19 protein-coding genes are annotated in these 22,018 nt (G+C 63.2%); 8 read left to right on the plus strand and 11 right to left on the minus strand.

Annotated features, from left to right (window positions below):
- Positions 1-26: 26 nt before the first annotated feature.
- The 8 genes from AC1RTP_RS09270 (at position 27) to AC1RTP_RS09305 (ending at position 11,013) form a co-directional block, all read left to right on the plus strand.
- Complete coding sequence (locus AC1RTP_RS09270) at positions 27-1,673, plus strand: methyl-accepting chemotaxis protein (protein ID WP_498606762.1); 1,647 nt, start codon at positions 27-29, stop codon at positions 1,671-1,673.
- Between the two features lie 329 nt (positions 1,674-2,002).
- Entirely contained in the window at positions 2,003-3,292 is a 1,290-nt protein-coding gene (locus AC1RTP_RS09275; RefSeq protein ID WP_498606764.1) for a nucleotide sugar dehydrogenase, read from the plus strand.
- Between the two features lie 35 nt (positions 3,293-3,327).
- Positions 3,328-4,365: an SDR family oxidoreductase gene (locus tag AC1RTP_RS09280; protein WP_498606766.1), complete on the plus strand. Its 1,038-nt coding sequence runs from the start codon at positions 3,328-3,330 to the stop codon at positions 4,363-4,365.
- Positions 4,366-4,439: 74 nt separating this feature from the next.
- Entirely contained in the window at positions 4,440-5,843 is a 1,404-nt protein-coding gene (locus AC1RTP_RS09285) for a TIGR03013 family XrtA/PEP-CTERM system glycosyltransferase (RefSeq protein ID WP_498606767.1), read from the plus strand.
- A gap of 15 nt (positions 5,844-5,858) precedes the next feature.
- Positions 5,859-7,883 (plus strand): XrtA/PEP-CTERM system histidine kinase PrsK, encoded by a 2,025-nt coding sequence (prsK, locus tag AC1RTP_RS09290; RefSeq protein ID WP_498606768.1) that lies wholly within the window; start codon positions 5,859-5,861, stop codon positions 7,881-7,883.
- A gap of 17 nt (positions 7,884-7,900) precedes the next feature.
- The gene (prsR, locus tag AC1RTP_RS09295) at positions 7,901-9,262 is read left to right on the plus strand and encodes a PEP-CTERM-box response regulator transcription factor (protein ID WP_498606771.1); all 1,362 of its coding nucleotides are present in this window, start codon (positions 7,901-7,903) and stop codon (positions 9,260-9,262) included.
- 277 nt (positions 9,263-9,539) lie between these two features.
- Positions 9,540-9,962, plus strand: a complete 423-nt coding sequence (locus AC1RTP_RS09300; protein WP_498606773.1) for a PEP-CTERM sorting domain-containing protein — start codon at positions 9,540-9,542, stop codon at positions 9,960-9,962.
- Entirely contained in the window at positions 9,955-11,013 is a 1,059-nt protein-coding gene (locus AC1RTP_RS09305) for a hypothetical protein (RefSeq protein WP_498606776.1), read from the plus strand. Before AC1RTP_RS09300 ends, AC1RTP_RS09305 begins: the two co-directional genes overlap by 8 nt.
- A gap of 46 nt (positions 11,014-11,059) precedes the next feature.
- Here AC1RTP_RS09305 and AC1RTP_RS09310 read toward each other — a convergent pair whose 3' ends face one another.
- The 11 genes from AC1RTP_RS09310 to AC1RTP_RS09360 form a co-directional block, all read right to left on the minus strand.
- Entirely contained in the window at positions 11,060-12,175 is a 1,116-nt protein-coding gene (locus AC1RTP_RS09310; RefSeq protein WP_498606778.1) for a TIGR03118 family protein, read from the minus strand.
- 54 nt (positions 12,176-12,229) lie between these two features.
- Positions 12,230-12,979: a TorF family putative porin gene (locus AC1RTP_RS09315; RefSeq protein ID WP_498606781.1), complete on the minus strand. Its 750-nt coding sequence runs from the start codon at positions 12,977-12,979 to the stop codon at positions 12,230-12,232.
- The gene (locus tag AC1RTP_RS09320) at positions 12,937-14,181 is read right to left on the minus strand and encodes a S8 family peptidase (RefSeq protein WP_498606783.1); all 1,245 of its coding nucleotides are present in this window, start codon (positions 14,179-14,181) and stop codon (positions 12,937-12,939) included. The genes AC1RTP_RS09315 and AC1RTP_RS09320 overlap by 43 nt, the downstream gene beginning before the upstream one ends.
- Positions 14,178-14,831, minus strand: coding sequence for a zf-HC2 domain-containing protein (locus AC1RTP_RS09325; RefSeq protein ID WP_498606785.1), 654 nt, complete (start codon positions 14,829-14,831; stop codon positions 14,178-14,180). Before AC1RTP_RS09325 ends, AC1RTP_RS09320 begins: the two co-directional genes overlap by 4 nt.
- Positions 14,828-15,373, minus strand: a complete 546-nt coding sequence (locus tag AC1RTP_RS09330) for an RNA polymerase sigma factor (RefSeq protein WP_498606787.1) — start codon at positions 15,371-15,373, stop codon at positions 14,828-14,830. The genes AC1RTP_RS09325 and AC1RTP_RS09330 overlap by 4 nt, the downstream gene beginning before the upstream one ends.
- A 137-nt stretch (positions 15,374-15,510) precedes the next feature.
- Positions 15,511-17,943 (minus strand): hypothetical protein, encoded by a 2,433-nt coding sequence (locus tag AC1RTP_RS09335; RefSeq protein WP_498606789.1) that lies wholly within the window; start codon positions 17,941-17,943, stop codon positions 15,511-15,513.
- A complete protein-coding gene (locus AC1RTP_RS09340) occupies positions 17,940-18,674 on the minus strand; it encodes a tetratricopeptide repeat protein (RefSeq protein ID WP_498606791.1) in 735 nt (244 codons plus the stop codon). Before AC1RTP_RS09340 ends, AC1RTP_RS09335 begins: the two co-directional genes overlap by 4 nt.
- Positions 18,671-19,975: a glycosyltransferase gene (locus AC1RTP_RS09345; RefSeq protein WP_498606793.1), complete on the minus strand. Its 1,305-nt coding sequence runs from the start codon at positions 19,973-19,975 to the stop codon at positions 18,671-18,673. Before AC1RTP_RS09345 ends, AC1RTP_RS09340 begins: the two co-directional genes overlap by 4 nt.
- Entirely contained in the window at positions 19,957-20,856 is a 900-nt protein-coding gene (locus AC1RTP_RS09350; protein WP_498606796.1) for a hydrolase 1, exosortase A system-associated, read from the minus strand. Before AC1RTP_RS09350 ends, AC1RTP_RS09345 begins: the two co-directional genes overlap by 19 nt.
- Positions 20,849-21,697 (minus strand): hydrolase 2, exosortase A system-associated, encoded by an 849-nt coding sequence (locus tag AC1RTP_RS09355; protein WP_498606798.1) that lies wholly within the window; start codon positions 21,695-21,697, stop codon positions 20,849-20,851. Before AC1RTP_RS09355 ends, AC1RTP_RS09350 begins: the two co-directional genes overlap by 8 nt.
- Positions 21,694-21,942, minus strand: a complete 249-nt coding sequence (locus AC1RTP_RS09360) for an acyl carrier protein (RefSeq protein WP_498606800.1) — start codon at positions 21,940-21,942, stop codon at positions 21,694-21,696. Before AC1RTP_RS09360 ends, AC1RTP_RS09355 begins: the two co-directional genes overlap by 4 nt.
- Positions 21,943-22,018 lie beyond the last annotated feature (76 nt).

Genomic DNA, 22,018 nt, shown 5'->3' on the forward strand with positions numbered 1-22,018 from the left:
CCCTATAGCTGACTAGGAGCACCGCCATGCGCCTGAACACCCCTGTCACCAGCCAGGAGTTCATCCTGGACGACGGCAAGACCATTGTTTCGACCACCGACCTCAAGGGCAAGATCACCTACGCCAATCCCTACTTCATTGAAGTGAGCGGATTTACCGAAGAGGAATTGATCGGCGCGCCGCAGAACATCCTGCGCCATCCCGATATGCCGGTGGAAGCGTTTGCCGACCTGTGGACCACCATCAAGGCCGGCATGCCCTGGAGCGGCATGGTGAAGAACCGCTGCAAGAATGGCGATTTCTATTGGGTGTATGCAAACGTGACACCGGTGATCGAAGCGGGGCGCCCGGTTGGTTATATGTCGGTGCGCACCAAGCCCAGCCGCGAACAGGTGTCGCAAGCCGATCAGCTCTACCGCGAAATCCGCGAAGGCAATCCGCGCCGACTGCGCCTTGAGCGCGGCCGCCTGCGCCAGCGCGGCTTGCGCAACTGGAGCGACAAGCTGCGCGATATTTCGCTGGCCAAGCACATCGGCATCGGCATGGGTGCGCTGACCAGCCTGCTGGTCTTCCTGGCTGTCTCAGGCGCTATCGCTGGTGCGCCGCTGTGGCTGACATTGACCAATGCCGGCTTCGTCGCTGCCGCCCTGTATTTCTGGTATTCGCTGCACCGCGCGATCATCCGGCCGCTGCGCCAGGCCACGACTTTTGCCCGCAAGATGGCGGGCGGTGACCTGACCGGCGCAATCGAGATTGGCGCCGACAATGAAATGGGCCAGTTGCTGGCCGCGCTGCGCCAGACCAACGTCAACCTGCACAGCATCATCGGCGACGTGCGCAGCAACTTCGACGAAATCCAGACCGCCACCAGCGAAATCGCCAGCGGTAACCTGGACTTGTCGGGCCGTACCGAATCGCAGGCATCCAGCCTGCAGCAGACCGCCGCCAGCATGGAGCAACTGACCAGCAATGTGCAGCAAAGCGCGGCCAGCGTGCACAGCGCTAATGAACTGGCTGGGCAGGCTTCGAATGTGGCTGCGGCCGGTGGCAATATCGTGTCGCAAGTGGTGCAGACCATGGACGATATCAGCCAGTCCTCGCGCAAGATCCTCGACATCATCGGCATGATCGACGGCATTGCCTTCCAGACCAATATCCTGGCCCTTAACGCGGCTGTGGAAGCGGCCCGCGCCGGCGAACACGGCAAGGGCTTCGCCGTGGTGGCCACCGAGGTGCGCAGCCTGGCCCAGCGCTCGGCCACTGCCGCCAAGGAAGTAAAGCAGCTGATCGACAGCTCGATCGCCAAGGTCGACGCCGGCGCCAAGCTGACCAATAATGCCGGCGCCACCATGAGCGAGGTGATTGAATCGGTGGGCCGCGTGACCCGCGTCATGGATGAGATCCACAACGCCACCCAGGAACAAAGCCGGGGTATCGGCCAAGTCAACCAGGCGGTGGTGCATATTGATGACATCACCCAGCAAAATGCCGCCCTGGTCGAGCAGGCTGCTGCGGCGGCCAACAGCCTGGCACGGCAGGCGGAGTGGGTGGCGCAGGCCATTGCGGTGTTCAAACTGCAGGAAATTGCTGAGCGCAGCGCCGGACCGGCGCCGGCGGCGCGGCCGCAGCCGCAAGTTCAATCCAAACGAACGGTCATGGCCTTGCCACAATAGTAATTTAATGTTTAGATAACGCAGGCGGCCCGCAGGCCGCCTTCGTTGCTTTATGGTGTAGCGCGATTGAAAGGCTGTGACAGCTTGGGGTGTTCCGTGTAAAATTGACAAGCCGTATCAAATCAACAATTTAATTGGCAAATAGTTCATACATCACTGTCGCATTTGACCAACGGCAAATCCAGCAAATTGTTACACGCGCCATAGGGCAGAGGTGTCTTTTTCCCTTCGGCAATAGGGGCGGATTGTGAACTGGACATTGTAGTTGCTGGGCTTCTGATATATATTATTAGCATAATGCAAATAGGTAATTCTCACTGGAACCGGACATGGAAGACAACAAAGTTGTAGCAGTCGTAGGCTTGGGCTATGTAGGCCTGCCGCTGGCGGTTGAATTCGGCAAAAAGCGCAAGACCATCGGGTTCGACCTGTCGCAGTCCAAGATTGAGAATTACCGCAAATTCTGCGATCCGACCGGCGAAGTCTCGGAAGAAGAACTGCGCGCTGCAACCCAGTTGCACGTGACCTACGACCCGGCCGCCCTGGCCGAAGCCGATTACATCGTCGTCGCCGTGCCAACCCCGGTCGACAACGCGCACTCGCCCGATTTCAGCCCGCTGGTCGGCGCCTCGACCACCGTCGGCAAGAACATGAAGAAGGGCGCCATCGTCGTGTATGAATCGACGGTTTATCCTGGCGCCACCGAGGAAGTCTGCATCCCCGTGCTGGAAAAGCATTCCGGCCTGAAGTGGAAGCAGGATTTCAACGTCGGCTACTCGCCAGAGCGCATCAACCCGGGCGACAAGCTGCACCGACTGACTACTATCCTGAAAGTAGTATCTGGAGATAATCCTGCAACTCTCGACGCAGTGGCTAAACTGTATGAATCGATAGTGACTGCTGGGGTGTACCGCGCGTCTTCCGTCAAAGTGGCGGAAGCGGCGAAGGTCATCGAAAACACCCAGCGCGACTTGAATATCGCGCTGATGAACGAGCTGGCGATCATTTTCGACAAGGTCGGCATCGATACGCTGGAAGTGCTGCAGGCGGCAGGCACCAAGTGGAATTTCCTGCCGTTCCGCCCCGGCCTGGTTGGCGGCCATTGCATCGGCGTCGATCCTTACTACCTGACCCACAAGGCCGACATGATCGGCTACCACCCGCAGGTGATCCTGGCGGGGCGCCGCATCAACGACGGCATGGCCAAGTTCGTGGCCGAGAAAACCGTCAAGCAAATGATCGCGGCGGGCTGCCACATCAAGGGTGCGAAAGTGAACGTGCTGGGCCTGACCTTCAAGGAAGACTGCCCGGACTTGCGCAATTCGAAGGTGGCGGACGTGGTGTTTGAGCTGCAGTCGTATGGCCTGGACGTGCATGTGCACGACCCTGTGGCCGATGCCGAGGAATCGGTTCACGAATACGGCATCCGCCTGGAAACCTGGAACAATCTGCCGCAAGCTGATGCCTTGGTGGCGGCCGTGTCGCACAAGGAATTGCTGGCGCTGTCGCTGGGCGAACTGTCTGCCAAGCTGAATCCGGGCGGCGTCTTCATCGACGTCAAGTCGGCATTTAATATGGCAGGCCTGGAAGAAGCTGGCTACAGCGTCTGGCGTCTGTAAAAAAAGAATATCAGGGAAACCTGGGAGGGGTTGAAGTGGGCAAGTTTGACGATGTACGGCTGCAATTGCGTGGCCGGAGCTACCATTGGCTGGTGACCGGTGCGGCCGGTTTTATCGGTTCCAATCTGGTGGAGACGTTGCTCAAACTTGGGCAGCAGGTGACGGGACTGGACAACTTTGCCACCGGCCACCAGCACAACCTGGACCAGGTGCACGAAGCAGTCGGCTCCGAAGCCTGGAGCCGTTTCAGTTTTATCGAAGGCGATATCCGCGACCTGGCGACCTGCCAGCAAGCCTGCGCCGGCATCGATTACGTATTGCACGAGGCCGCACTGGGTTCCGTCAGCCGCTCGCTCGACGACCCCCTGCTTAGCCACGGCACCAATGTCACCGGCTTCCTGAACATGCTGGTAGCGGCGCGCGACGCGAAAGTGAAGCGCTTCATCTACGCGGCATCCAGCTCCACCTACGGCGACCATCCGGCCTTGCCGAAAGTGGAAGACACCATCGGCCGGCCGCTCTCGCCGTACGCCGTCACCAAGTACGCCAACGAGCTGTATGCGGATGTCTTCTCGCGCAGCTATGGCATGGAAACCATCGGCCTTCGCTACTTCAACGTGTTCGGTCCCCGCCAGGACCCGAACGGCGCCTATGCGGCGGTGATTCCGCAATGGGTGTCAGCCCTGATCGACAACCGTCCCCTGTTCATCAATGGAGACGGCGAAACCAGCCGCGATTTCTGCTTCATCGATAACGTGGTGCAAGCCAACCTGCTGGCGGCCATGGCCGACAAGCCGGAGGCCGTCAACCAGGTGTACAACGTGGCGCTCAACGAGCGCACCAGTCTCAACCAGCTGTACCTGATGATGCGCGAGCTGCTGCAGGAACGCTTTCCGCAGCTGCGCGAGCACCAGGCGCAACACCAAGGATTCCGGGCCGGCGACGTGCGCCATTCGCAGGCCGACATCACCAAGGCGCGAGAGCTATTGGGATTCGAGCCGACTCACCGTATTGGCGAGGGCTTGAAAGAGGCCATGGATTGGTACGTTCGCAACCTGGCCCCGCAAAACTAACGACGCACGACACGGCCGGAAAGCTCCGCTCACTTTCGCGGCCGGCATAAGCAGTAAAGCGGGAGGGAATAAAAATGCTAAGAATTTCCAATCACTACATCTCCAAGGTGGTTTTCAGCCTGCTGTTTCTGGAGGTGGTGATCCTGATTGGCTCGTTCTACGCTGGCGCTGGTCTGCGTTTTTTCGACGGTGAGCAGTTTGCCATACCGAAGCTCGACCACTTCTTCATGTCGGCCTGTATTTTTGCGGCCGCTATCGTGTTCAGCATGTCAGCGCTGGGCATGTACCAGATCAATTTCCAGGAAGGCTTGCGCAATCCCTTCTTCCTGCAATTGATGCCTTCGTTCGCCATGGGTTTCTGCATCCTGACCCTGGTCTTTTACCTGGCTCCCGACCTGTATTTCGGGCGTGGCATCCTGGTCCTGGTGTTCATGATTGCCGGCACCGGCATCCTGCTGGCGCGCGCCATGTTCATGAAAACATCGCGCACGCATTTCCTGTCGACCCGCATTATTTTCCTGGGCGGTGGATCGATGGCCAAGGAGTGCGGCGAGCTGGCGACGCGCGACACCAATTACCGCCGTTATGACATCGCCGGCTACGTGGCGGTGCCGTCGGAAGAAACCTGCGTACCGCAAAACCAGCTGCTGCACCTGCCTGAAGGTGGTTCACTGGTAGCGCTGGCAAACGCCCAGCGTGTATCGGAAATCGTGGTCTCGGTGCAAAACCGCCGCGGCGGCGCCTTCCCGATCCGCGAACTGCTGGAGTGCAAGCTGTACGGCATCCAGGTCACTGACGCTTCGACTTTCTTCGAACGCGAGACTTACCAGATCCGTGTTGAATCGCTGCAGCCATCGTGGCTGGTGTTCGGCGGCGGTTTCGACCAGAGTTTCATGCGTACCTTCATGAAGCGCGCGGTCGACGTGGTCGCCAGCGTATCGCTGCTGATTGTGTCGCTGCCGGTGATGCTGATTACCGCGCTGGCCATCGTGATCGAAGATGGCGCGCCGATCTTCTACTCGCAGGAGCGGGTAGGCAAGGATGGCCATGTGTTCCGTGTCCTGAAATTCCGCAGCATGTTCAAGAACGCGGAAAAGAATGGCACGCCGCAATGGGCATCCCGTAACGACCCGCGCATCACCCGCGTGGGCAATATCATCCGCAAGCTGCGCATTGACGAACTGCCGCAAATCCTCAATGTGCTGAAGGGCGAAATGTCCTTCGTCGGCCCGCGCCCCGAGCGTCCTTATTTCGTCGAGCAATTGACGGAGCGCGTGCCCTACTACAACGTGCGCCACAGCATCAAGCCGGGCATTACCGGCTGGGCCCAGGTGCGCTATGGCTATGGCGATACGGTCGAAGACGCACTGCAGAAACTGCAGTTCGACCTGTACTACGTCAAGAACAACAGCCTTCTGCTCGATGTGCTGGTCCTGATCGATACCATCAAGGTGGTCATGTTCAGGGGAGGCCGTTAAGGACATGGAGGCCTGATGCCGACCAGCACCACCGCCTTCAGCTACGCCAGCGCCGCGCTGGCGTTTCTCTTATTTAGCCTGCTTTTGCTGACAAGCTGGCGCCAGCGCCCGCACCGGCGCTGGCTGCTGGCCGCCTCGCTGCTGACCGTGCTGTGGGGCGTGGTGATGGCTTGCGCCACCGTGGTGCCGTGGGCGGCATGGGTGCTGCACGGCGCCGAGTGGCTGCGCAACGCCGCTTGGACCGGATTGCTGCTCACCATGCTGGGCCTGTGGCAGCGCAGCGCACGCACGTTCCAGGTCAGTGTCGCCGTCTACGTGCTGATGGTCGTCATTGGCCCGCTGTCCTCGCTGTTGCCGCCGGGCCTGACCTTCCACCTGCTGTCCGTTGGCCGCCTCGGCATGGCGGTGCTGGGCATGTTGCTGGTCGAGCAGCTGTACCGTGACCGCAGCGTGCAAGTGCGCTGGGCCATCAAGTTCGCCTGCCTGGGCCTGGGCGGCATGTTCGCCTACGATTTCTACCTGTATAGCGATATGCTGCTGCTGCGCGAGCTTGACCCCGAACTGTGGGCGGCGCGCGGCCTGGTCAATGCACTGACGGTGCCGCTGCTGGCGGTGTCGCTGCTGCGCAGCCAATCCTGGCCGGCCCAGCTGGCCGTCTCGCGCCGCGTGGCCTTCCATTCGGCCGCCTTGCTTGGCTCCGCCGTCTACCTGCTGGCCATGAGCATGGCCGCCTACTACCTGCGCTTCGTAGGCGGTTCGTGGGGCGGCCTGATGCAGCTGGCCTTCCTGTTCGGCGCCAGTTTCCTGCTGGTGGGGGTGCTGTTCTCGGGCAGCTTCCGCGCCTGGCTGAAAGTGTTCATCAGCAAGCATTTCTACCGCTACAACTACGACTACCGCGAAGAGTGGCTGGCCTTCACCCGTACCTTGTCGGCCACCGGACCCAACCTGGGCGAACGCAGCATCTCCGCGTTGGGCGAACTGGTGCAAAGCCAGGGTGGCGCGCTGTGGCTGCGCCGCGAGCAGCGCTTCGAGCCACACGCTTGCTGGCATGTGGCGGCCCAGACCGAGGGGGAGCCGGCCGATTCGCCGTTTTGCCAGCTGATGGAAAGCAAACAATGGCTGGTGGAAGTGGCGGCCCACGACTTGCATGATCCGGAAGTGCCGCTGCCGGCCTGGCTGCAGTCCTTCCCGCGCGCCTGGCTGGTGGTGCCGTTGCTGTTGCAAGGCCGCTTGGTGGGCTTCGTGGTGCTGCAGGAGGCGCGCAGCGCCGTCAAACTGAATTGGGAAGTGCTGGACCTGCTGAAAATCGCCGGCACCCAGGCCGCTTCCTACCTGGCGCAGCAAGAGGCCGACAGCGCCCTGATGCTGGCGCGCCAGTTCGATTCCTTCAACCGCCTGTCCACCTTCGTGGTGCACGACTTGAAGAATTTGGTGGCCCAGCTGTCGTTGATGACCGCCAACGCCGAAAAGCATGCCGACAATCCTGAGTTCCAACGCGATATGATGGAAACCGTGAACCTGTCGGTGCAAAAAATGAAGCTGATGCTGCAAAAGCTGAGCCGTACCGCTTCGCCAGAACGCGCCGTGCCGCAGGAGCTGGGGCCGTTGCTGGCGCAGGCTGTGGCGCTCAAGGCCGCATTCGAGCCCAAGCCGACGCTGCAGCTGTCCGAGCCGGGCTTGCGCGTACTGGCCGAAGGCGAGCGCCTGGAACGCGTGCTGGGCCATCTGATCCAGAACGCGATCGAAGCCACGCCGCGCGATGGCAAGGTCACGGTACGCCTGGCATTGGCCGGCGAGCAAGTGCAAGTCGAGGTCACCGACACCGGCTGCGGCATGAGCGAAGAATTTGTGCGTGAGCGCCTGTTCAAGCCCTTCGACTCCACCAAGTCGGCCGGCATGGGCATCGGTGCGTTTGAAAGCCGGGAGTACATCCACCAATTGGGTGGTACGCTGCAAGTGCGCAGTGCGCCGGACCAAGGCACTACATTCACGGTCAGCCTGCCGCTGTACCGCCAGCAAACTATTGAACAAGCCGCCTGACGGCACAAGGACACGTTGTGAGCCAGAGCAAACCCAAGCTGTTGATCATTGAAGACGACCCCGGCCTGCAAAAGCAGCTGAAGTGGAGTTTCGACGACTACGACGTGGTGGTAGCGGGCGACCGCGAGGCCGCCCTGGCCCAGCTGCGCCGCCACGAACCCGCCGTCTGCACCATGGACCTGGGCCTGCCGCCCGACCCGGACGGCGCCACCGAAGGCCTGGCCACTTTACAGCAGATTCTGGCGCTGGCGCCGGACACCAAGGTCATCGTCCTGACCGGCAACCAGGATCGCAGCCACGCCGTGCAAGCCATCGCCATGGGTGCATATGACTTCCACCAGAAGCCCTGCGAGCCGGAGCTTCTGGCCCTGGTGATCAAGCGCGCCTTTGTCTTGCATGGCCTGCAGCAGGAAAACCGCCGCATGCAGCAAAGCGGCGCCGACACGCCGCTGTCCGGCATTATTTCGCGCGACCCCGGCATGCAGAAGGTCTGCCGCCAGGTCGAGAAAGTGGCGCCGAGCACTGCCACCACCATGGTGCTGGGCGAGTCGGGCACCGGCAAGGAAGTGATCGCACGCGCCCTGCACCAGGGCAGCCCGCGCGCCAAGGAACGCTTCATGGCGATCAACTGCGCCGCGATTCCCGAGACCTTGCTTGAATCGGAACTATTTGGCTACGAGAAGGGCGCCTTTACCGGCGCGGTAAAACAGACCAAGGGCAAGGTGGAAGCAGCCAACGGCGGCACCTTCTTCCTCGATGAAGTGGGCGACCTTCCGATGCCGCTGCAAGCGAAGCTGCTGCGCTTCCTGCAGGAGCGCGTGATCGAGCGCGTCGGCGGCCATGAGGAAATCCCGGTCGATGTGCGCATCGTTTGCGCGACCCACCAGAACCTGAAGGAGCTGGTGAAAGCGGGACGCTTCCGTGAAGACTTGTATTACCGTTTGTCCGAAATCGTGCTGACCATCCCGCCGCTGCGCGAGCGCGAAGGCGATGCCGTGCTGCTGGCGCAGCACTTCAAGAACCGCTTCTGCGCACAGGAAGGCCGCGGCAACCTGCATTTCAGCCCGGACGCGCTGGCGCAAATCGCCCACCATGACTGGCCGGGCAATGTGCGCGAAATGGAAAACTGCATCAAGCGCGCCATCATCATGGCCGACGGCCCGGCAATCACGGCCGACGACCTGGGCTTGTCCGGTGCACCGGTGGAAGAGGAACCGTTCAACCTGCGCCAGGTGCGCGACGAAGCGGAGTACCGCGCAATCGTGCGCGCGCTGGCCCGCGTCGAGGGTAATATTGTCAAAGCGTCGGAACTCTTGGGTGTCTCCCGCCCAACCCTGTACGACTTGCTGGAACGCCACGCCATCAAAGCTTCATCCTGATCCTAAGGCAGGCGCTGCGTTCCGCTGCGCCTGCATCCTCGTCCGCTTTTTTGCCTGGCTTTCCTGCCCCAGGCTAGACCTCTTCGCCCCGCCTTTTTTGACATTTGCCGGCCTTCGGTAAAGGTTAATTTTCCTAATTGCAAACTTCACTGTCGTAAAATTTAACACATGGCTTAGCTGAGGTTTTGCGATGTCAGCATAATCAATGACTTAGCGAGTAGGCATGTTTGATGCTTCTTTGTGTTTGTAGATCCTAACTTACTACATGGAGCGCATAATGAAAGCTATCTCGCTGATTAAGCCTTGCCTGCTGGCCTGCTCCGTTCTGGCAGGCGCTCACGCGGTTGCCGGACCGCTCACCATCAACAGTATTGAATTCAGTTTCATGAGTTACAGCAGCATGCCGCCGTCTGTTTTCAGCAGTTCCTCTGGCAGTAGTCTCGGCAACATGCCAACCGTGCTGCCAACCCCGACGGAAGACATGTCCTCGGTGGTAGTTCCCATGCCGGCCCAAATCACGCCCATCATCGAGGTGTTCGTGCCGTCCGAGCCCGGCAGTACTGCGCCGGTGATCGAAGTCTCGCAGCCAGCCACCGACGCTGCAGCGGCGGCGGCAGTTCCTGAGCCTGGTACCCTGGCACTGCTCGGCCTAGGACTTGGCATGCTGGTCATGCGCCGCCGAGGGGAATCACATGCTTAAGTCCAGGCAAGTCCCGGGACTGGCATTGGCGTTGTTGTTGGCGGCTTGTGGAGGCGGTGGCGGCGGGTCGGGGGGGGCGCCGGTTGCATCGAACAATCCGCCCGTCACCGCGCCGACACCAACGCCATCACCCACGGTCGAGGGCAATATCGTCACGTCGGTGCCAACGCCCACTTATGCCGTGGGCAGCGGCGCTTATTCCGTGTTCAACGCCATCAATGCCTTGCGCGGCAAGATCGGTTCCGGCTTGCTGGCGCAAAGCCTGTTGCTCGACAAGTCGGCCGATGCGCACTGGAGCTACATCAACCAGAACGGCATCACTGAATTGCATGGCGAGACAGCAGGCAAGCCCGGCTACACCGGAGCCCGCGCGGCCGACAGGATCAGCGCTGCAGGGTATAGCGCCGCAGTGTCCGGCGAAGCAATCTTCAGTACCGGCGGCACGGACAAGTACTCCACCTGCGTAGCGGAATGGGCCAATTCGGTCTATCACGCGGCCTTGCTGTTTGCCAGCACGATCGACATCGGGGTATCGGCGAACAACTTCAATCCGCCTGATGGCGCGTCAACGCTGTGCGTAGTCGACGTCGCGACCAGCGTGACGCAATCGGCGCAGTTGCCCGGTACGGGAAGCATCCGTGCTTTTCCTTACGCCAACCAGGCCGAGGTGCCGTTCGTGTTCTTGAACCGCAGCGAAATGCCGACGCCAGTGCCGGACTTGCTCGAAGTGGGCACGCCAATCACGGTCAGCTTTGAAACCAGGGGCATGACGATCGCAACGCCCATTGCGATCAGCCAGTTCAGCCTGACGCCTGCCGGTGGCACTGCGGTTGACGCCAGGATCCTGGTCAACCGAGGTGGCAAACTGGGACCGGTCATTTCCTCCAACGGCCCCGCGCTGACGGATGACGGCAATATGCAGGGCTTTACTGCAACGCTGGTACCGGTGCAAAGGCTCAAGCCAAGTACCACGTACAATGTGGCAGTGATGGCTGTGGTCGATGGCAAAAATATCGACAAGAGCTGGAGCTTCACTACCGCAGCACAGTAAGGAAGGTCCCCGGCACGCGCTACCGGGGACTTTCAAGCGCCTGTCCCTAAGGCATATCGATGCGGCCATACAAGCCGTGCTTCTCATCGGAAGGACCGGCTGCGAAGAACAGGGTATTGGTGGGCTGGCTGTTGACGCCCGGCCCGAACGCGATACCCCACAAGCCCTCGATCACGATCGCCGTGCTGTCCGCCTTGGCCAGTGCACCGGCATACGCGCCGGTCGAGGGATTGTAGACATTGATCTTGCCGTCGCCGAAGTTACCCACCAGGAGCATATTACTGGCTGCGCCGAAATTGGCCGGCGCCATCGCCAGTCCCCACGGTGCGTTGAGCGCACCGCCGTACGCCAACTGCCTGACGAAGTTGCCGCCGGTGTCAAAGACGCTGACAACGCCAAAGCCGGCGCCCGCCTGCTCATCGTCGCCGCTAGCCGCGCGTTTCGCATAAGCCACATAAAGCTTATCGCCGATGGCCTGGATGTTGAACGGCGCATAGCCTACTGGCAGGCCGGGATCCTTGAACTTACCCGGAAGCACAGCCGGCGCGAAAGTGCTGTCGAAGACGTCGATCGCATTGTTATGGAAGTCGGCCGCGTACAGGTAATTCAGGCCGAGGTAGCTGGCAGTAGCAAGGCCTTTGTAAACCTTGTTGGCCGAGCTGCCATCGAACACGTTCACTACGCCGGTGTGGCTCACCGTCGGCGACCACGCTGAAATAATGCCGCCCTCGCTCGCGAAGACAAAGGGGCTGGCGGCCGTTACCCCGCCCAGTGTGATTTTGAAATCCTGCGAGCCGTTGAAGATGATGCCGGTAGGGCTGGCCTGCGTGGTCACCACCAGCGATTGCGGCACGCCGTTGCCGTCATACAGGGTAGAGGTGCCAGTGCCGTTATTCGCGACCCAGACGAAGCCGGCCGGGTTGAAGGCGATGCCCCATGCGTTGACCAGTTTCGCATCGGTATTGGCCACGCCTGCCGTGGCGGTATCGGTCACCAGACTGGTGGACTTGTAGCCTGCAACGACGGTGGGCATCGGTGTTGGGGCTGGCGGCATATAGCTTGCGCCGCCGCCACCACCGTAACCACCGCCGCAAGCGGCCAGCATGGCGCTAGCAAACGCGGCCGCGACGCAGGCCGGGACGAACGGGAATCGGATTTTCATGGCTGCTCCTTTCGATTGTGAGTGGAGGTTGATTCCCCACCGCGCACGAAAGGTTCAAAAGGAATACGAGGCGCTGAGTACAAAGGCGCGCGGCTGCCGTCCTTTGTAAGGCGGGTAGCCGGGATAGCTGGGATAGCGGTAGGCGGCACGCGTGACGCGCGCCAGCTGCAAATCGATATCGCCTACTTGTGTCGCCAGGCCAAGCCGGTAATCGTAGCGGTGGCCGGAGAGTGGGCCAATATTGTCTTCCCCACCCAATGCGCGCAGCAGCCCGATGTGTCCAACCAGTCGCAGCGTCTCGCCCAGCCGCAGGAAGCCGTTAGCCTCGGCATACAAGGTCTGTGTCGCGCTGCCGAAGTAGCGCGGCGAATAGTACAGGCGCGCGCTCAGCTGTTCGCCCGATAAGCCGACATAGGCTTCGACATAATTGTCCGCGCCAACGCGCGTGAAGATTGTCTGCGTGGCGCCTGCTTCCCATCCCAAGCCGCCCGGCAGGCGCTGTGCATAGCCGCCGTAGGTCACCAGTTGCGCTGTGCTAGTTTCTTCCAGCGTGGCATGGCTGGCCATGGCGCCCGCGTACCAGCCCGTGTTGCTGTCGTAGTTCACGGTGAGCTGCGGAGCCGCGCTGTTGTTGCTGAGGGATAGTCCGCGCAAGCGGTAGTCCGACAGCACGGCCACGCTGCCGCTGAATTGTGCGAAGGCTGCGGTTGCGTTCAGGGCGCAGGCAAGGCCTAGCAGCAAGCCTGCCATGGTGTGGCGGCTCAAGGGACGGCGCTGGTCTTCAGTGTCGTGGTAAGGGCGCATGAACAGATGCACATGTTCCGGATGCGCGCCAGGCTGGCGCACGCATCGATCTTACCAGCGTTCAAGCCATCCGCAGGCTGCAGCGCTTGGCGGATCTGGGCCGGCGTTGCGGCGGGCTGTAATTCGTCGATCAGCGCGACCACGCCTGCCACATGCGCGGCGGCATAGGAGGAGCCGCTGAAGAAGTTCCAGTGGCCATCCGGTGTAGCGGACGGAATGTCGCGGCCTGGTGCATACAGCGCGCCGGCAATGGGGGCGGCGCCGGGCATGCCGACAGCCAGCACGCCGGGGTGCGAGGCGGGGAATCCCCGCCGGCCATGTGCATCCAGGGCTGCCACCACACTGATTCCATGCTCCAGTGCCACGTCGAGCAAGCGCGCCAGCAGGCGGTCGGGTGGCCCGCCCAGGCTCAGGTTGATGACCTTGGGCTGGCGCAGGATCGCGAAATTCAACGCCTTCGCCAGGCTGAAGCTGTTGCAGGCCGCTGCTTGCCCGGCTTGCTGCCAGCAGGCACGCAGCGCGATGAGGTGTGCCCCCGGTGCTACGCCGACCATCCCGCCCTGACCGCTGCGCGCGGCGATGATGGCGCCGACCGCCGTGCCATGCGCCTCGCCGGCATAGGGGTTCTCATCGACGAAGTTTTCCTGCTCCACTACTTGTCCTTTGAGGGCGGGATGCTGGCTCGCGATGCCGCTGTCGATGACTGCGATCGCTACATTGCGGCCGGTGGCACTGCGGTGCAGCTCCCGCAAGTCCCAACTGCGGGCCGCCGGCTGCACCGGGTAGAGCGGATCGCCATCACCCAGGCCACGGAACTCCCCCATCGGCTGCGCCCACTCGACGCGCGGATCGGCTGCCAGTTTGGCTGAAACTTGTTCGGCCTGGTCGCCCTCCGTGATTTGCAAGACATAGCAGTCGAGGCCTAGCACCGGCATGGCCCAGCTGTTCAGGACTTTGAGCTTGTGGCGTTGCGCCAGCTCTTCAGCGATACGGCGACGCGCGCCGCGGCCGCCGTCATCGATGTAATTGCCGCCATAGCTGCCGTCGGGGCGGAAGTGCGGAGCGGGCAGGCGCAACAGCAAGAGCAACTGGCCAGCGCTCGCGTTGGCTTGCTTGTCGGATGCCGCCGCCGGCACTGCCGGAAGCAGCATGGCCACACCCAGCAAAAGCGCCGTCAGCAACCTGGCTGCGGCGGATTTCATTGCGGGTCTCCATCGCCGCTGCCACCCAAAGGTTCGGCCAGCTTGATGCTGGCTTCCGTTCGCAGCCGCTGCAGGATTTCGTCGCGCTTGGCGCCCGGCACGGCCAGCAGATAGGCATCGGTTTCGGTGGGCCCGCCGACCAGGCGAGCGCTATTGGCCTGGAGGATGCCGCGCAGCTCGCTTTCCCGCGTCCCCGGCTGGAACACCACGACCAGGTTTGCCTGCGTTTGTGCCGCCGTGCCAAGAAGTTCATAACGCGGCGTCGCCGTCGGGCGCGCAAGCATCAAGGCCAGCACTGCGATCACCAGGCATTGCGCGGCCAAGGCCCAGCGCATCCAGCGCGGTTCATTGGCCGCTGCCCGGCGCCACCAGGGCAGTCCGGGTTTCGCCTGCGCAGCTGGCGCCTCGCTCAAATGCGGCGCCAGCTTCGCCAGGGCGCGCTCCATGTCCAAGCCCTCAACCAGCGGCGGCGAAGCGGAGCGCAGTTTGCGCTGCCATGCCAGTTCTTCCTGGCAGAGTGCACAGGACTGAAGGTGCTGCTGCAGCTTTGCGCTCGCAGTCTCATCCAGGCGCCCCGCCAGGTACAGCGGCATTTGTTCCTGCATGGCATGGTGCACGGCCACTTCCAGGTTCACGATACGACTGTTCATGACAATCCCTCCCATCCGTCCGCCAGCAAATCCTTCAGCTTGCGGCGCGCATGAAACATCCGGGTTTTCACGGTGTTGACCGGGCAGCCCGTCACCTCGGCGATTTCGGCGTAATCCATGTCGTGATAGAAGGCCAGGATCACTGCGATGCGATGCGCAACGGGCAGCCGGTCCAGCGCCTGCGCCACTACCTCGTGCAACTCCCGCCGTAGCGCCAGGGGCTCCGGAGCGAACTCCTCACTGGCCAATTGCGCAAGATCAGTCTCCACTGGAGGGTCCTCCCACTTGAGCGCCTTGAGCGCCCTGCGGTAAGCGATGGCAAAGACCCAGGTCGACACCTTGCAACTCGCGTTATAGCTGGCAGCCTTTTGCCAAACAACAAGCATCGTGTCGTTGATGACCTCTTCGATCAGCAGCGGGTTGCGTGCCATGCGGCCAAGGAAACGTGCCAGGCGAGGGAAATATTGCCGGTAGAGTTGCTCAAACGCCTGGCGATCGCCCGCGGCGACACGGGCCAGCAGCGTGGCCTCAGCCGCTTCCATGGCCTCGCCCGTCACTGGCAACCGTTCTTCCTGTGTCCTACGCTGCGGCATCCACTAGTCCCCGTTGTTTGCCGTTAATACCTCCTGGCGGCATTCAGGTTCAATCGACTAGTTCAGTGTACGCGTTCCCTAGTGGGTCAGGTAGCCAGGGCATCGGCATCCTGGTCTTCTGCATCGGGCCGCTTGCGGCGTACCTTGATGCGTTTGCGGGCGGGCGTCAGGCTGCCGGCGAGGGCGATCAGGAGGAAGACGATCGACAGGCGCGGCACGTCGGTGATGGAGTCGAACAGGCCTACCATCATGCAGCCCGTCAGCGCCGCCAGGCTCACCACGGCAAAGCTGTCGCCGGCCAGGCCGCGCGCAACCATGCGGCCGCCAATGGCCAGCAGCAGGAAAGCAGTCGCAACCACGCCCACCAAGCCCAGCTCGAACAGCTGGTTGACCGCGAAATTCTTCACGTGCCAGGGCATGTGATTGCGGTCGCTGCTGAAGAACCAGTAATCGTTAGCGTTGCTGAAGCTGCCATTGCGGATCAGTTCACGCCCGGTTTCGACTTCAAGCAGGCTGACGTTATCGATCGCCAGCTGCCCCTGGCGCCCGTTGTTGTACAGCTCCAGGATCAACGGGGCGCCCCAGCGGTTGCGCGTGCCGCGTACAGGCAGTTGGGCTTCCAGCGTGACCCAGTCAGCTGTCACCGCCGGCACTTTGCCGAAATTGGCGACCGTGCAGTCTTCCGGATAGATCAACCAGCGCTGGCACACCATCACCACCGGCCAGGCATCGGGCGTCTTACGGCGGATGTCGAGCTTGAGCGTATAGCGATAGGCGACTTTCACGTCCACATGCTGCAGCATGCGCAGCACTTCGCCGTAGCCGATCGCATACTGCGCTGCACCCAGCACCAGGAAGCGGTTGCGCGGTTCATCGGCATAACTGAACGTGCCAGGGATTTCGCCGTGCGTGTTTTGCCAGGCATAAGTACGCGGGAAGGCGCCAAGGCCCTCGCCGAAGAGGCTGGTCGAAGCATTGTCGCCCATCATATGCAGGGCCTCGCTCCAGTGCGCCAGGCGCACGCCGAGGTCGCTGCCCACGGTGGAGAAGCGGCTGCCGGTGTAATAGCTGGAGGTAATCGGGATCAGGGCGGCAAAAACGATGGCGCTGAAAAAACTCACGGTCAGCGTGCCGCGATCAAGCTTCCACGGCGGCTGGGGCAGCAGGCGGCAGGCGCCCATCGCGAGCGCCAGCACCACGGCAATCGCGATGCCGGGCAGGGCGTCGTTGCCGCCGTAATGGCGCGCCACCAGCGCCGCTGCCAGCGCCTGCGCCGGCAAGGCCGCTGCCAGCAACAGCACGCCCCACGGACGCTGCGCCACAGGGGCGACCGCCAGCATTGCCGCACCGCCGGCCGCGCACAGCAGGGCCAGGCCATAAGCGACATAGGCTCCCTTGGCATTGGCGCCGCTTGAGCCCAGCATACCGATGCCGGCGACAAGCAACAGAAGCAGCAGCGCCAGTGCGCCGGCCGCCATCGGCTTGGGCATGCGTGGCGCCGCGCCCGACAGTAGCATGGCCGTCGCCAGCAGGCCCAGTGCGGCAGCCAGTCCGCGATAACCGCCGAAGGTGAACACTTGTCCAAGCACCCAATAGGTCAGTACGAGCAGGATCAGTGAGGCTGCCATGCTGCGCACGGACAGTGAGCCAGAGCGCAGGTGCTGTGCCGATCCAATGACGGCAATGATGGCGCCGGCCGCAGCGTAAGCCAGGTAGATGTCGCGCGAGAAGGTGGTCAAGCCGGCGAACAATCCCAGGCTCAATGCCAGCAAGCCAAGCGCCAGGCGGCGCGGTGGCGGATGGTTGATCAGCCACAGCGTAACGAAGGGGAAGGTCATCGCCAGGTAGGCGTCAAGCGCGGCGCCGCCCGTATGCATGGCGGAAAACGGCGCGGTTGGACGGTAGTCGCTGGAGAAATTGAACAGGCCGGGGAAGGCCAGGCGTTCCCACACCACAGCCAGGCTGCAAGCGGCCAGGCCGAGCAGCATGCCCGGCACCAATAGGCGCTGCAGGTTGCTGCCGTTCTCGCCCGCCGTGCCGCGCAGCAGCGGCAGCAGCAGCACCGGCCACAGCACGCCTTTCAGCACACGCAGGCCGTTATAGGGGCTGGTGTAGTTGGCGAAGGAATTGGCGTCGAGCGGCGCCAGCGGCGTGATGCCGCGCCAGGCGGAAATCACATAGCACAGCATGAACAGGCCCAGCGCAAAGCCGGCCAGGGTCGGCAGCTTGGTGGGCGCACGTTCGCGGCCCAGGCGCCAGTAGCCGGCGGCGCAGGTGGCCAGCAGCAGCAGATCCAGTTCCTCCAGGAAGAACCAGCCGTTCCAGGGGGCGAAGTCGAGTACGGGAAGCAGGGCAGGCACGGCGACCAGCCAGGCTTGCGGACGCCACAGCAGCAGGGCCATATAGCCGCCCAGCAGCACAGCCAGCAGCAGCTTGGGCGCCGGATACACGCTGGCCGCCGCCAGCAGCAGGCCAAAGGCGGCGAGCGCGGCGCCGCGTCGCCACAGCAGGCGCATCATGGCTTGACGGGCGGGATTGAAGCTGCCGGTTGCTGGTTTGGCGCTGCTTGCGCGGTCTTGTCGTTCTGTTCCGGCTTGGCGGCCTTGTCAGCCTTGTCTTCGGCCGGCGGCGCGGGCGGCGGTTCGACCCACTTGCCAGCCTTGATCAGGTTCTGCTTCAGGCCCGGCAGCGGGAAATTCGCAGCATAGGCTTTCTGGGCATGGGGCAGGGCTTCGTCGTATTTCTTTTGCTTGGCCAGCAGCAGGCCAAGGTTGTAATTGATGGTCGGATCGTCCGGCGACAGTTCGACGGCCTTATTCAGCATGCTCAGTGCGTCGCCATCCTTGCCCGTCATGAATTTATAGCGCGCGTACATCAGCCAGGCGGTGCTGTCGTCGGGGAAAACGCGCACGGCGCGCTCGAAGAAGCATTCGTTCGCCAGCTTGGAGCCAGGCATCCAGCCGGCCGGGAAGCGCGGCACCACGCGCAGTATCGTATTCAGTGCACGGTAATGATTGGGGAATACGCGCAGGGTGTACTCCAAATCGTTGCCCAGCGTGCCGGTGCTGCCGCGGACGCCTTGCTCGACTTCTTCGGTGAAATGGCGGTTGTTCACCATGTCGATCATGTCACCGCTCGGAAGCCGGTAGTCGTATTCGCGGCCGGTCAGGGTGCCGCAATAAGTCTTGGCGCTGCCGGGAAGGGTAAACGTGCACAGCATGGCGGCAAGCGCCAGGGAACGGTAATTCATGCTTCCTCCGTTGAGCCGGCCTTGGCCGGCAGGGCCTGCGATTGGGGCAAAACGCTATCGAGCATGCGTGCCAGTTCGACCGTGCGCGCCTGGCGTGAAGCACCAGCCACGGCGGCCTGTGTCGGCAGCGGCGCCTGGCCGGCGCGCGCCAGCTGCAGGAAGTGCAGCAGGCCGCGCTTGATGCCGGCGCTGTCGTCGAGTGGCGCAATGGTGTCGACACCGGCGGCGCGCAAGGTGGCGGCGGTATCGCCGGTGGCATCGGTCAGGGCCAGGATCGGCCGGCCGGCACGCAAGTACTCATACAGTTTGGCCGGGATCTGGTGGTTGCAGTTGGTCGCTTGCAGTACCAGCAGGCCGTCGGCCGTCAGCATTTCCGCCAACGCATCCTGATAGGGGATGTGCGGCGCGATGCTGACCATGTCGGCGATCCCGTGTGCGGCCAGCAGGCCGCCTACATAGTCGTCATGCGCCGTGGCGCGCAGCACGATGTGCAGTTGGCTGGCGTCGATCGCGCCTTCCGCCTTCAGTTCCGCCAGGGCGCGCACCAGCGGCACCGGGTCGCGCTCGGACGGGTAGATGATGCCGCTATGGATCAGGGTGAACGGCTGTCCGGCCGGGCGCACCTTGCTTTGCGCCAGCGTGGCGGCATTGCGGAAGTTCTCCTCGTCGTAGCCGTTTTCAAGCTTGGTGAAGCGGTTGCGCGGCAGTTCCGGGTAGCGTGTGGTGTAGGTCACCACGGCGCTCGGCGTGTTGCAGATCACCAGGGAAGCACTTTCCACCGCCTTGCGTTCGATCCAGCACCAGATCGAGCGCACGCGCGGATCGCGTGGGTAGTTGGTGTCGGTCATGGGGTCGCGCAAATCGACCACCAGCGGCAGGCGTGTCAGTTTGTGGAGCAGCAAGCCGATCAGGATGGCGCTGGCCACAGGGTGCGTGGCCCAGATCACTTGCGGGCGGTACTTGCGTACCAGCGACAGTCCGGCCGGCACGGCGCCCAGCACCCAGCCGACAAAGCGGTCGGGCCAGGCGGTAAAACTCAGGTAGCGGCCGCGCCAGGCCAGGTGGCGAGCCGAATCGAGGGCGAAGGCGCGTTTGACCACGGCTTCCGCTGGGATTTCCGCCAACTGGTCGGGACCCTGGTTGGCGTAGGCGCGCGGATGGGCCGACAGCACCAGCGGCTGCCAGCCCAGCGGCGGCAGGTATTGCGCGAACTTGAGCGTGCGCTGGATGCCGCTGCTGCCGCGCAGCGGCGGGAAGTGGAAGGCCACCATCAGCACACGCTTTACCATGCTTGCACCCATGTCGCGGTCCAGTCGGCCACCTGGTCGCGCCAGGCGCGGGTGGAGAAGGTATGGTCGGCGGTCGCCAGCGTTTGCTGCTGCACGGTGGGTGCCGCCAGCAACTGCTGCCAGCGGCGCGAAGCCTTGGTCATGTCGATGAACTCCTGCGCCGTCAAGTCGGCGCCACTGAAAATGAACAGGACACGGCCGCGGAAGCGCTGCATGGCTTCCAGTAAGCGCGCCGGCAAGTCGTGACTGAGGGGAGGTGCGCTGCCGTCGCGCGGGCAGAGGAGCGGCGGCGGCAGCGCGGGCTGAGCCGCAGCATCCGGGGCCGCCGAGCCTTTGCGCGCAGCGTCTACCAGGCCGAACAGCGAGCGCAGCGATGCGCCAAGCGCGAAGCGTCCGCTGAACACCTTGCGCCACAGTTCGGGGTCGCGCAGGCGCTGCAAGTAATAGTGTTTCAGCGTGCTGCGCGCCAGTCCTTCCGCCGTGCGGGCCCAGGGATTGAGCAGCACCAGGCCGGCGACGCGCGGGTCGCGGTGGCCGTAGAACAGGGCGGCGGCGGCGGCGTCGCACAGGCCCCACAACACCACCTCGCGCAAGCCTGGCACGGCGGCCTGGAAAGCATCGATGGCGGCCGCCACGTCTTCCGCCACATGTTCGAAAGTGCGCGCGTCGCCGCTGCTGTCGCCCATGCCGCGCACATCGAAGCGCAGCACTGGAATGCCGCGCGCCGCCAGCTCGCGCGCCAGCAAGGTGAACTGGCGATGGCTGCCGGCGCGGTATTGCGGACCGCCGACGATCACCAGCACGCCGCGCGTGGCAGGGCCATTCGTCGGGCTGAGGATGCCGACCAGGCTGTCGCCCTGGCAAGGAATCGTGAGAGCGCGTTCGTCAGGCATGGCATGCCTCATTGAGCGCAGCGCAAGTGGCCGCCAGCAGGGCAGGCGCCTCGGCGATTTCCTGGGTCGCCCAGAATTGCGGTCCGGCTGCGGTGCGCGCCTCGGCGGCGATGCCGGCATCCTGCCAGGCTTTCAGCACGCGCGCGGCGGCTGGCGGCAAAGCACGGCCAGCCTCGGGCACCACTTCGCACCATTGCACCGGGCAGGCCGGCGCCAGGCGGTTCGCATCCAGGCTGTCGAAGCCCAGGGCCAGGGCGGGCGAGAGCGTGTAGCCGGCAATTTCCAGCGGTTCGCCGCGCGCCAGGGTCGCCCGCAAGCTGGCGGTACCGCCTTCGGCCTTCTCGTCGCCCAGCATCTGGGCTGCTACTTTCAGGCGCAGGAATTGGGTCAGGTGGGCGCTGCCTTGCAGCACCGGTTGCCACAGCAGCAGGCTGCCGGGCGGCGTAGCGGCGCGGCTCGCATAGTCGAGCGCGAGCAGGGCGCCCAGGCGCAAGCCCCACAGGCCGGGTGCTTGCGGCAGCGCCGGCCCCAGGGTGTCGGATAGCCATTGCAGGCCGGTGGCGACATCCGCCAGCCAGCTGTCCCAGCTGGCATCGCCGAAATCGCCGGCGCTATCGCCGCAGCCATGCAGGTCCAGCTGCAGCACGCCATAGCCCAGGCGCGCCAGTTCGGCCGCCTGCAGGGCAGCCATGCGGCGCGCCTTGTTCATTTCTTCGCCGAACGGCGCCAGGTAGAGGAAGGCGCCGCGGCAGGGTTGCTCAGCGGCCGGCGCATGGTACATCCCGAAGCGGGCGGCATCGCCCTGGCCCAGGAATAGTGGCTGCGCCGGCGCTTCCATCATGCGGTGAGCTTATGCTTGACGAAGGCAGCCAGGCTGCCCAGGGTGGCAAAGGTGGCGGCGTCGATTTCATCGTCTTCGATGGTGAAGCCGAATTGTTCTTCCAGCGCGCCGATGAGCTGCACTACCGCCATCGAATCGAGTTCCGGCAGGCTGCCCAGCAGAGCAGAGTGCTCATCCAGGCTGCGGCCGGATGGACCGAGGGCGAGGACGTCGATCAGGATGGTCTTAACTTCTTCCAAGTACATGCATTACTCCGTGGCAGCTAATAAAAATGACATGGTACACCAGCGGCCGCTGCCCGCCGCCCAGCAAGATTGCATA

Source organism: Pseudoduganella sp. GW821-FHT11H04 (assembly GCF_058807935.1).

Coding starts and splice junctions, on each gene's coding strand:
- AC1RTP_RS09270 (WP_498606762.1), top strand. CDS start 27: ATGCGCCTGAACACCCCTGTCACCAGCCAGGAGTTCATCCTGGACGAC.
- AC1RTP_RS09275 (WP_498606764.1), top strand. CDS start 2,003: ATGGAAGACAACAAAGTTGTAGCAGTCGTAGGCTTGGGCTATGTAGGC.
- AC1RTP_RS09285 (WP_498606767.1), top strand. CDS start 4,440: ATGCTAAGAATTTCCAATCACTACATCTCCAAGGTGGTTTTCAGCCTG.
- prsK (WP_498606768.1), top strand. CDS start 5,859: ATGCCGACCAGCACCACCGCCTTCAGCTACGCCAGCGCCGCGCTGGCG.
- AC1RTP_RS09300 (WP_498606773.1), top strand. CDS start 9,540: ATGAAAGCTATCTCGCTGATTAAGCCTTGCCTGCTGGCCTGCTCCGTT.
- AC1RTP_RS09305 (WP_498606776.1), top strand. CDS start 9,955: ATGCTTAAGTCCAGGCAAGTCCCGGGACTGGCATTGGCGTTGTTGTTG.
- AC1RTP_RS09310 (WP_498606778.1), bottom strand. CDS start 12,175: ATGAAAATCCGATTCCCGTTCGTCCCGGCCTGCGTCGCGGCCGCGTTT.
- AC1RTP_RS09315 (WP_498606781.1), bottom strand. CDS start 12,979: ATGCGCCCTTACCACGACACTGAAGACCAGCGCCGTCCCTTGAGCCGC.
- AC1RTP_RS09320 (WP_498606783.1), bottom strand. CDS start 14,181: ATGAAATCCGCCGCAGCCAGGTTGCTGACGGCGCTTTTGCTGGGTGTG.
- AC1RTP_RS09325 (WP_498606785.1), bottom strand. CDS start 14,831: ATGAACAGTCGTATCGTGAACCTGGAAGTGGCCGTGCACCATGCCATG.
- AC1RTP_RS09330 (WP_498606787.1), bottom strand. CDS start 15,373: ATGGAAGCGGCTGAGGCCACGCTGCTGGCCCGTGTCGCCGCGGGCGAT.
- AC1RTP_RS09335 (WP_498606789.1), bottom strand. CDS start 17,943: ATGATGCGCCTGCTGTGGCGACGCGGCGCCGCGCTCGCCGCCTTTGGC.
- AC1RTP_RS09340 (WP_498606791.1), bottom strand. CDS start 18,674: ATGAATTACCGTTCCCTGGCGCTTGCCGCCATGCTGTGCACGTTTACC.
- AC1RTP_RS09345 (WP_498606793.1), bottom strand. CDS start 19,975: ATGGGTGCAAGCATGGTAAAGCGTGTGCTGATGGTGGCCTTCCACTTC.
- AC1RTP_RS09350 (WP_498606796.1), bottom strand. CDS start 20,856: ATGCCTGACGAACGCGCTCTCACGATTCCTTGCCAGGGCGACAGCCTG.
- AC1RTP_RS09355 (WP_498606798.1), bottom strand. CDS start 21,697: ATGATGGAAGCGCCGGCGCAGCCACTATTCCTGGGCCAGGGCGATGCC.
- AC1RTP_RS09360 (WP_498606800.1), bottom strand. CDS start 21,942: ATGTACTTGGAAGAAGTTAAGACCATCCTGATCGACGTCCTCGCCCTC.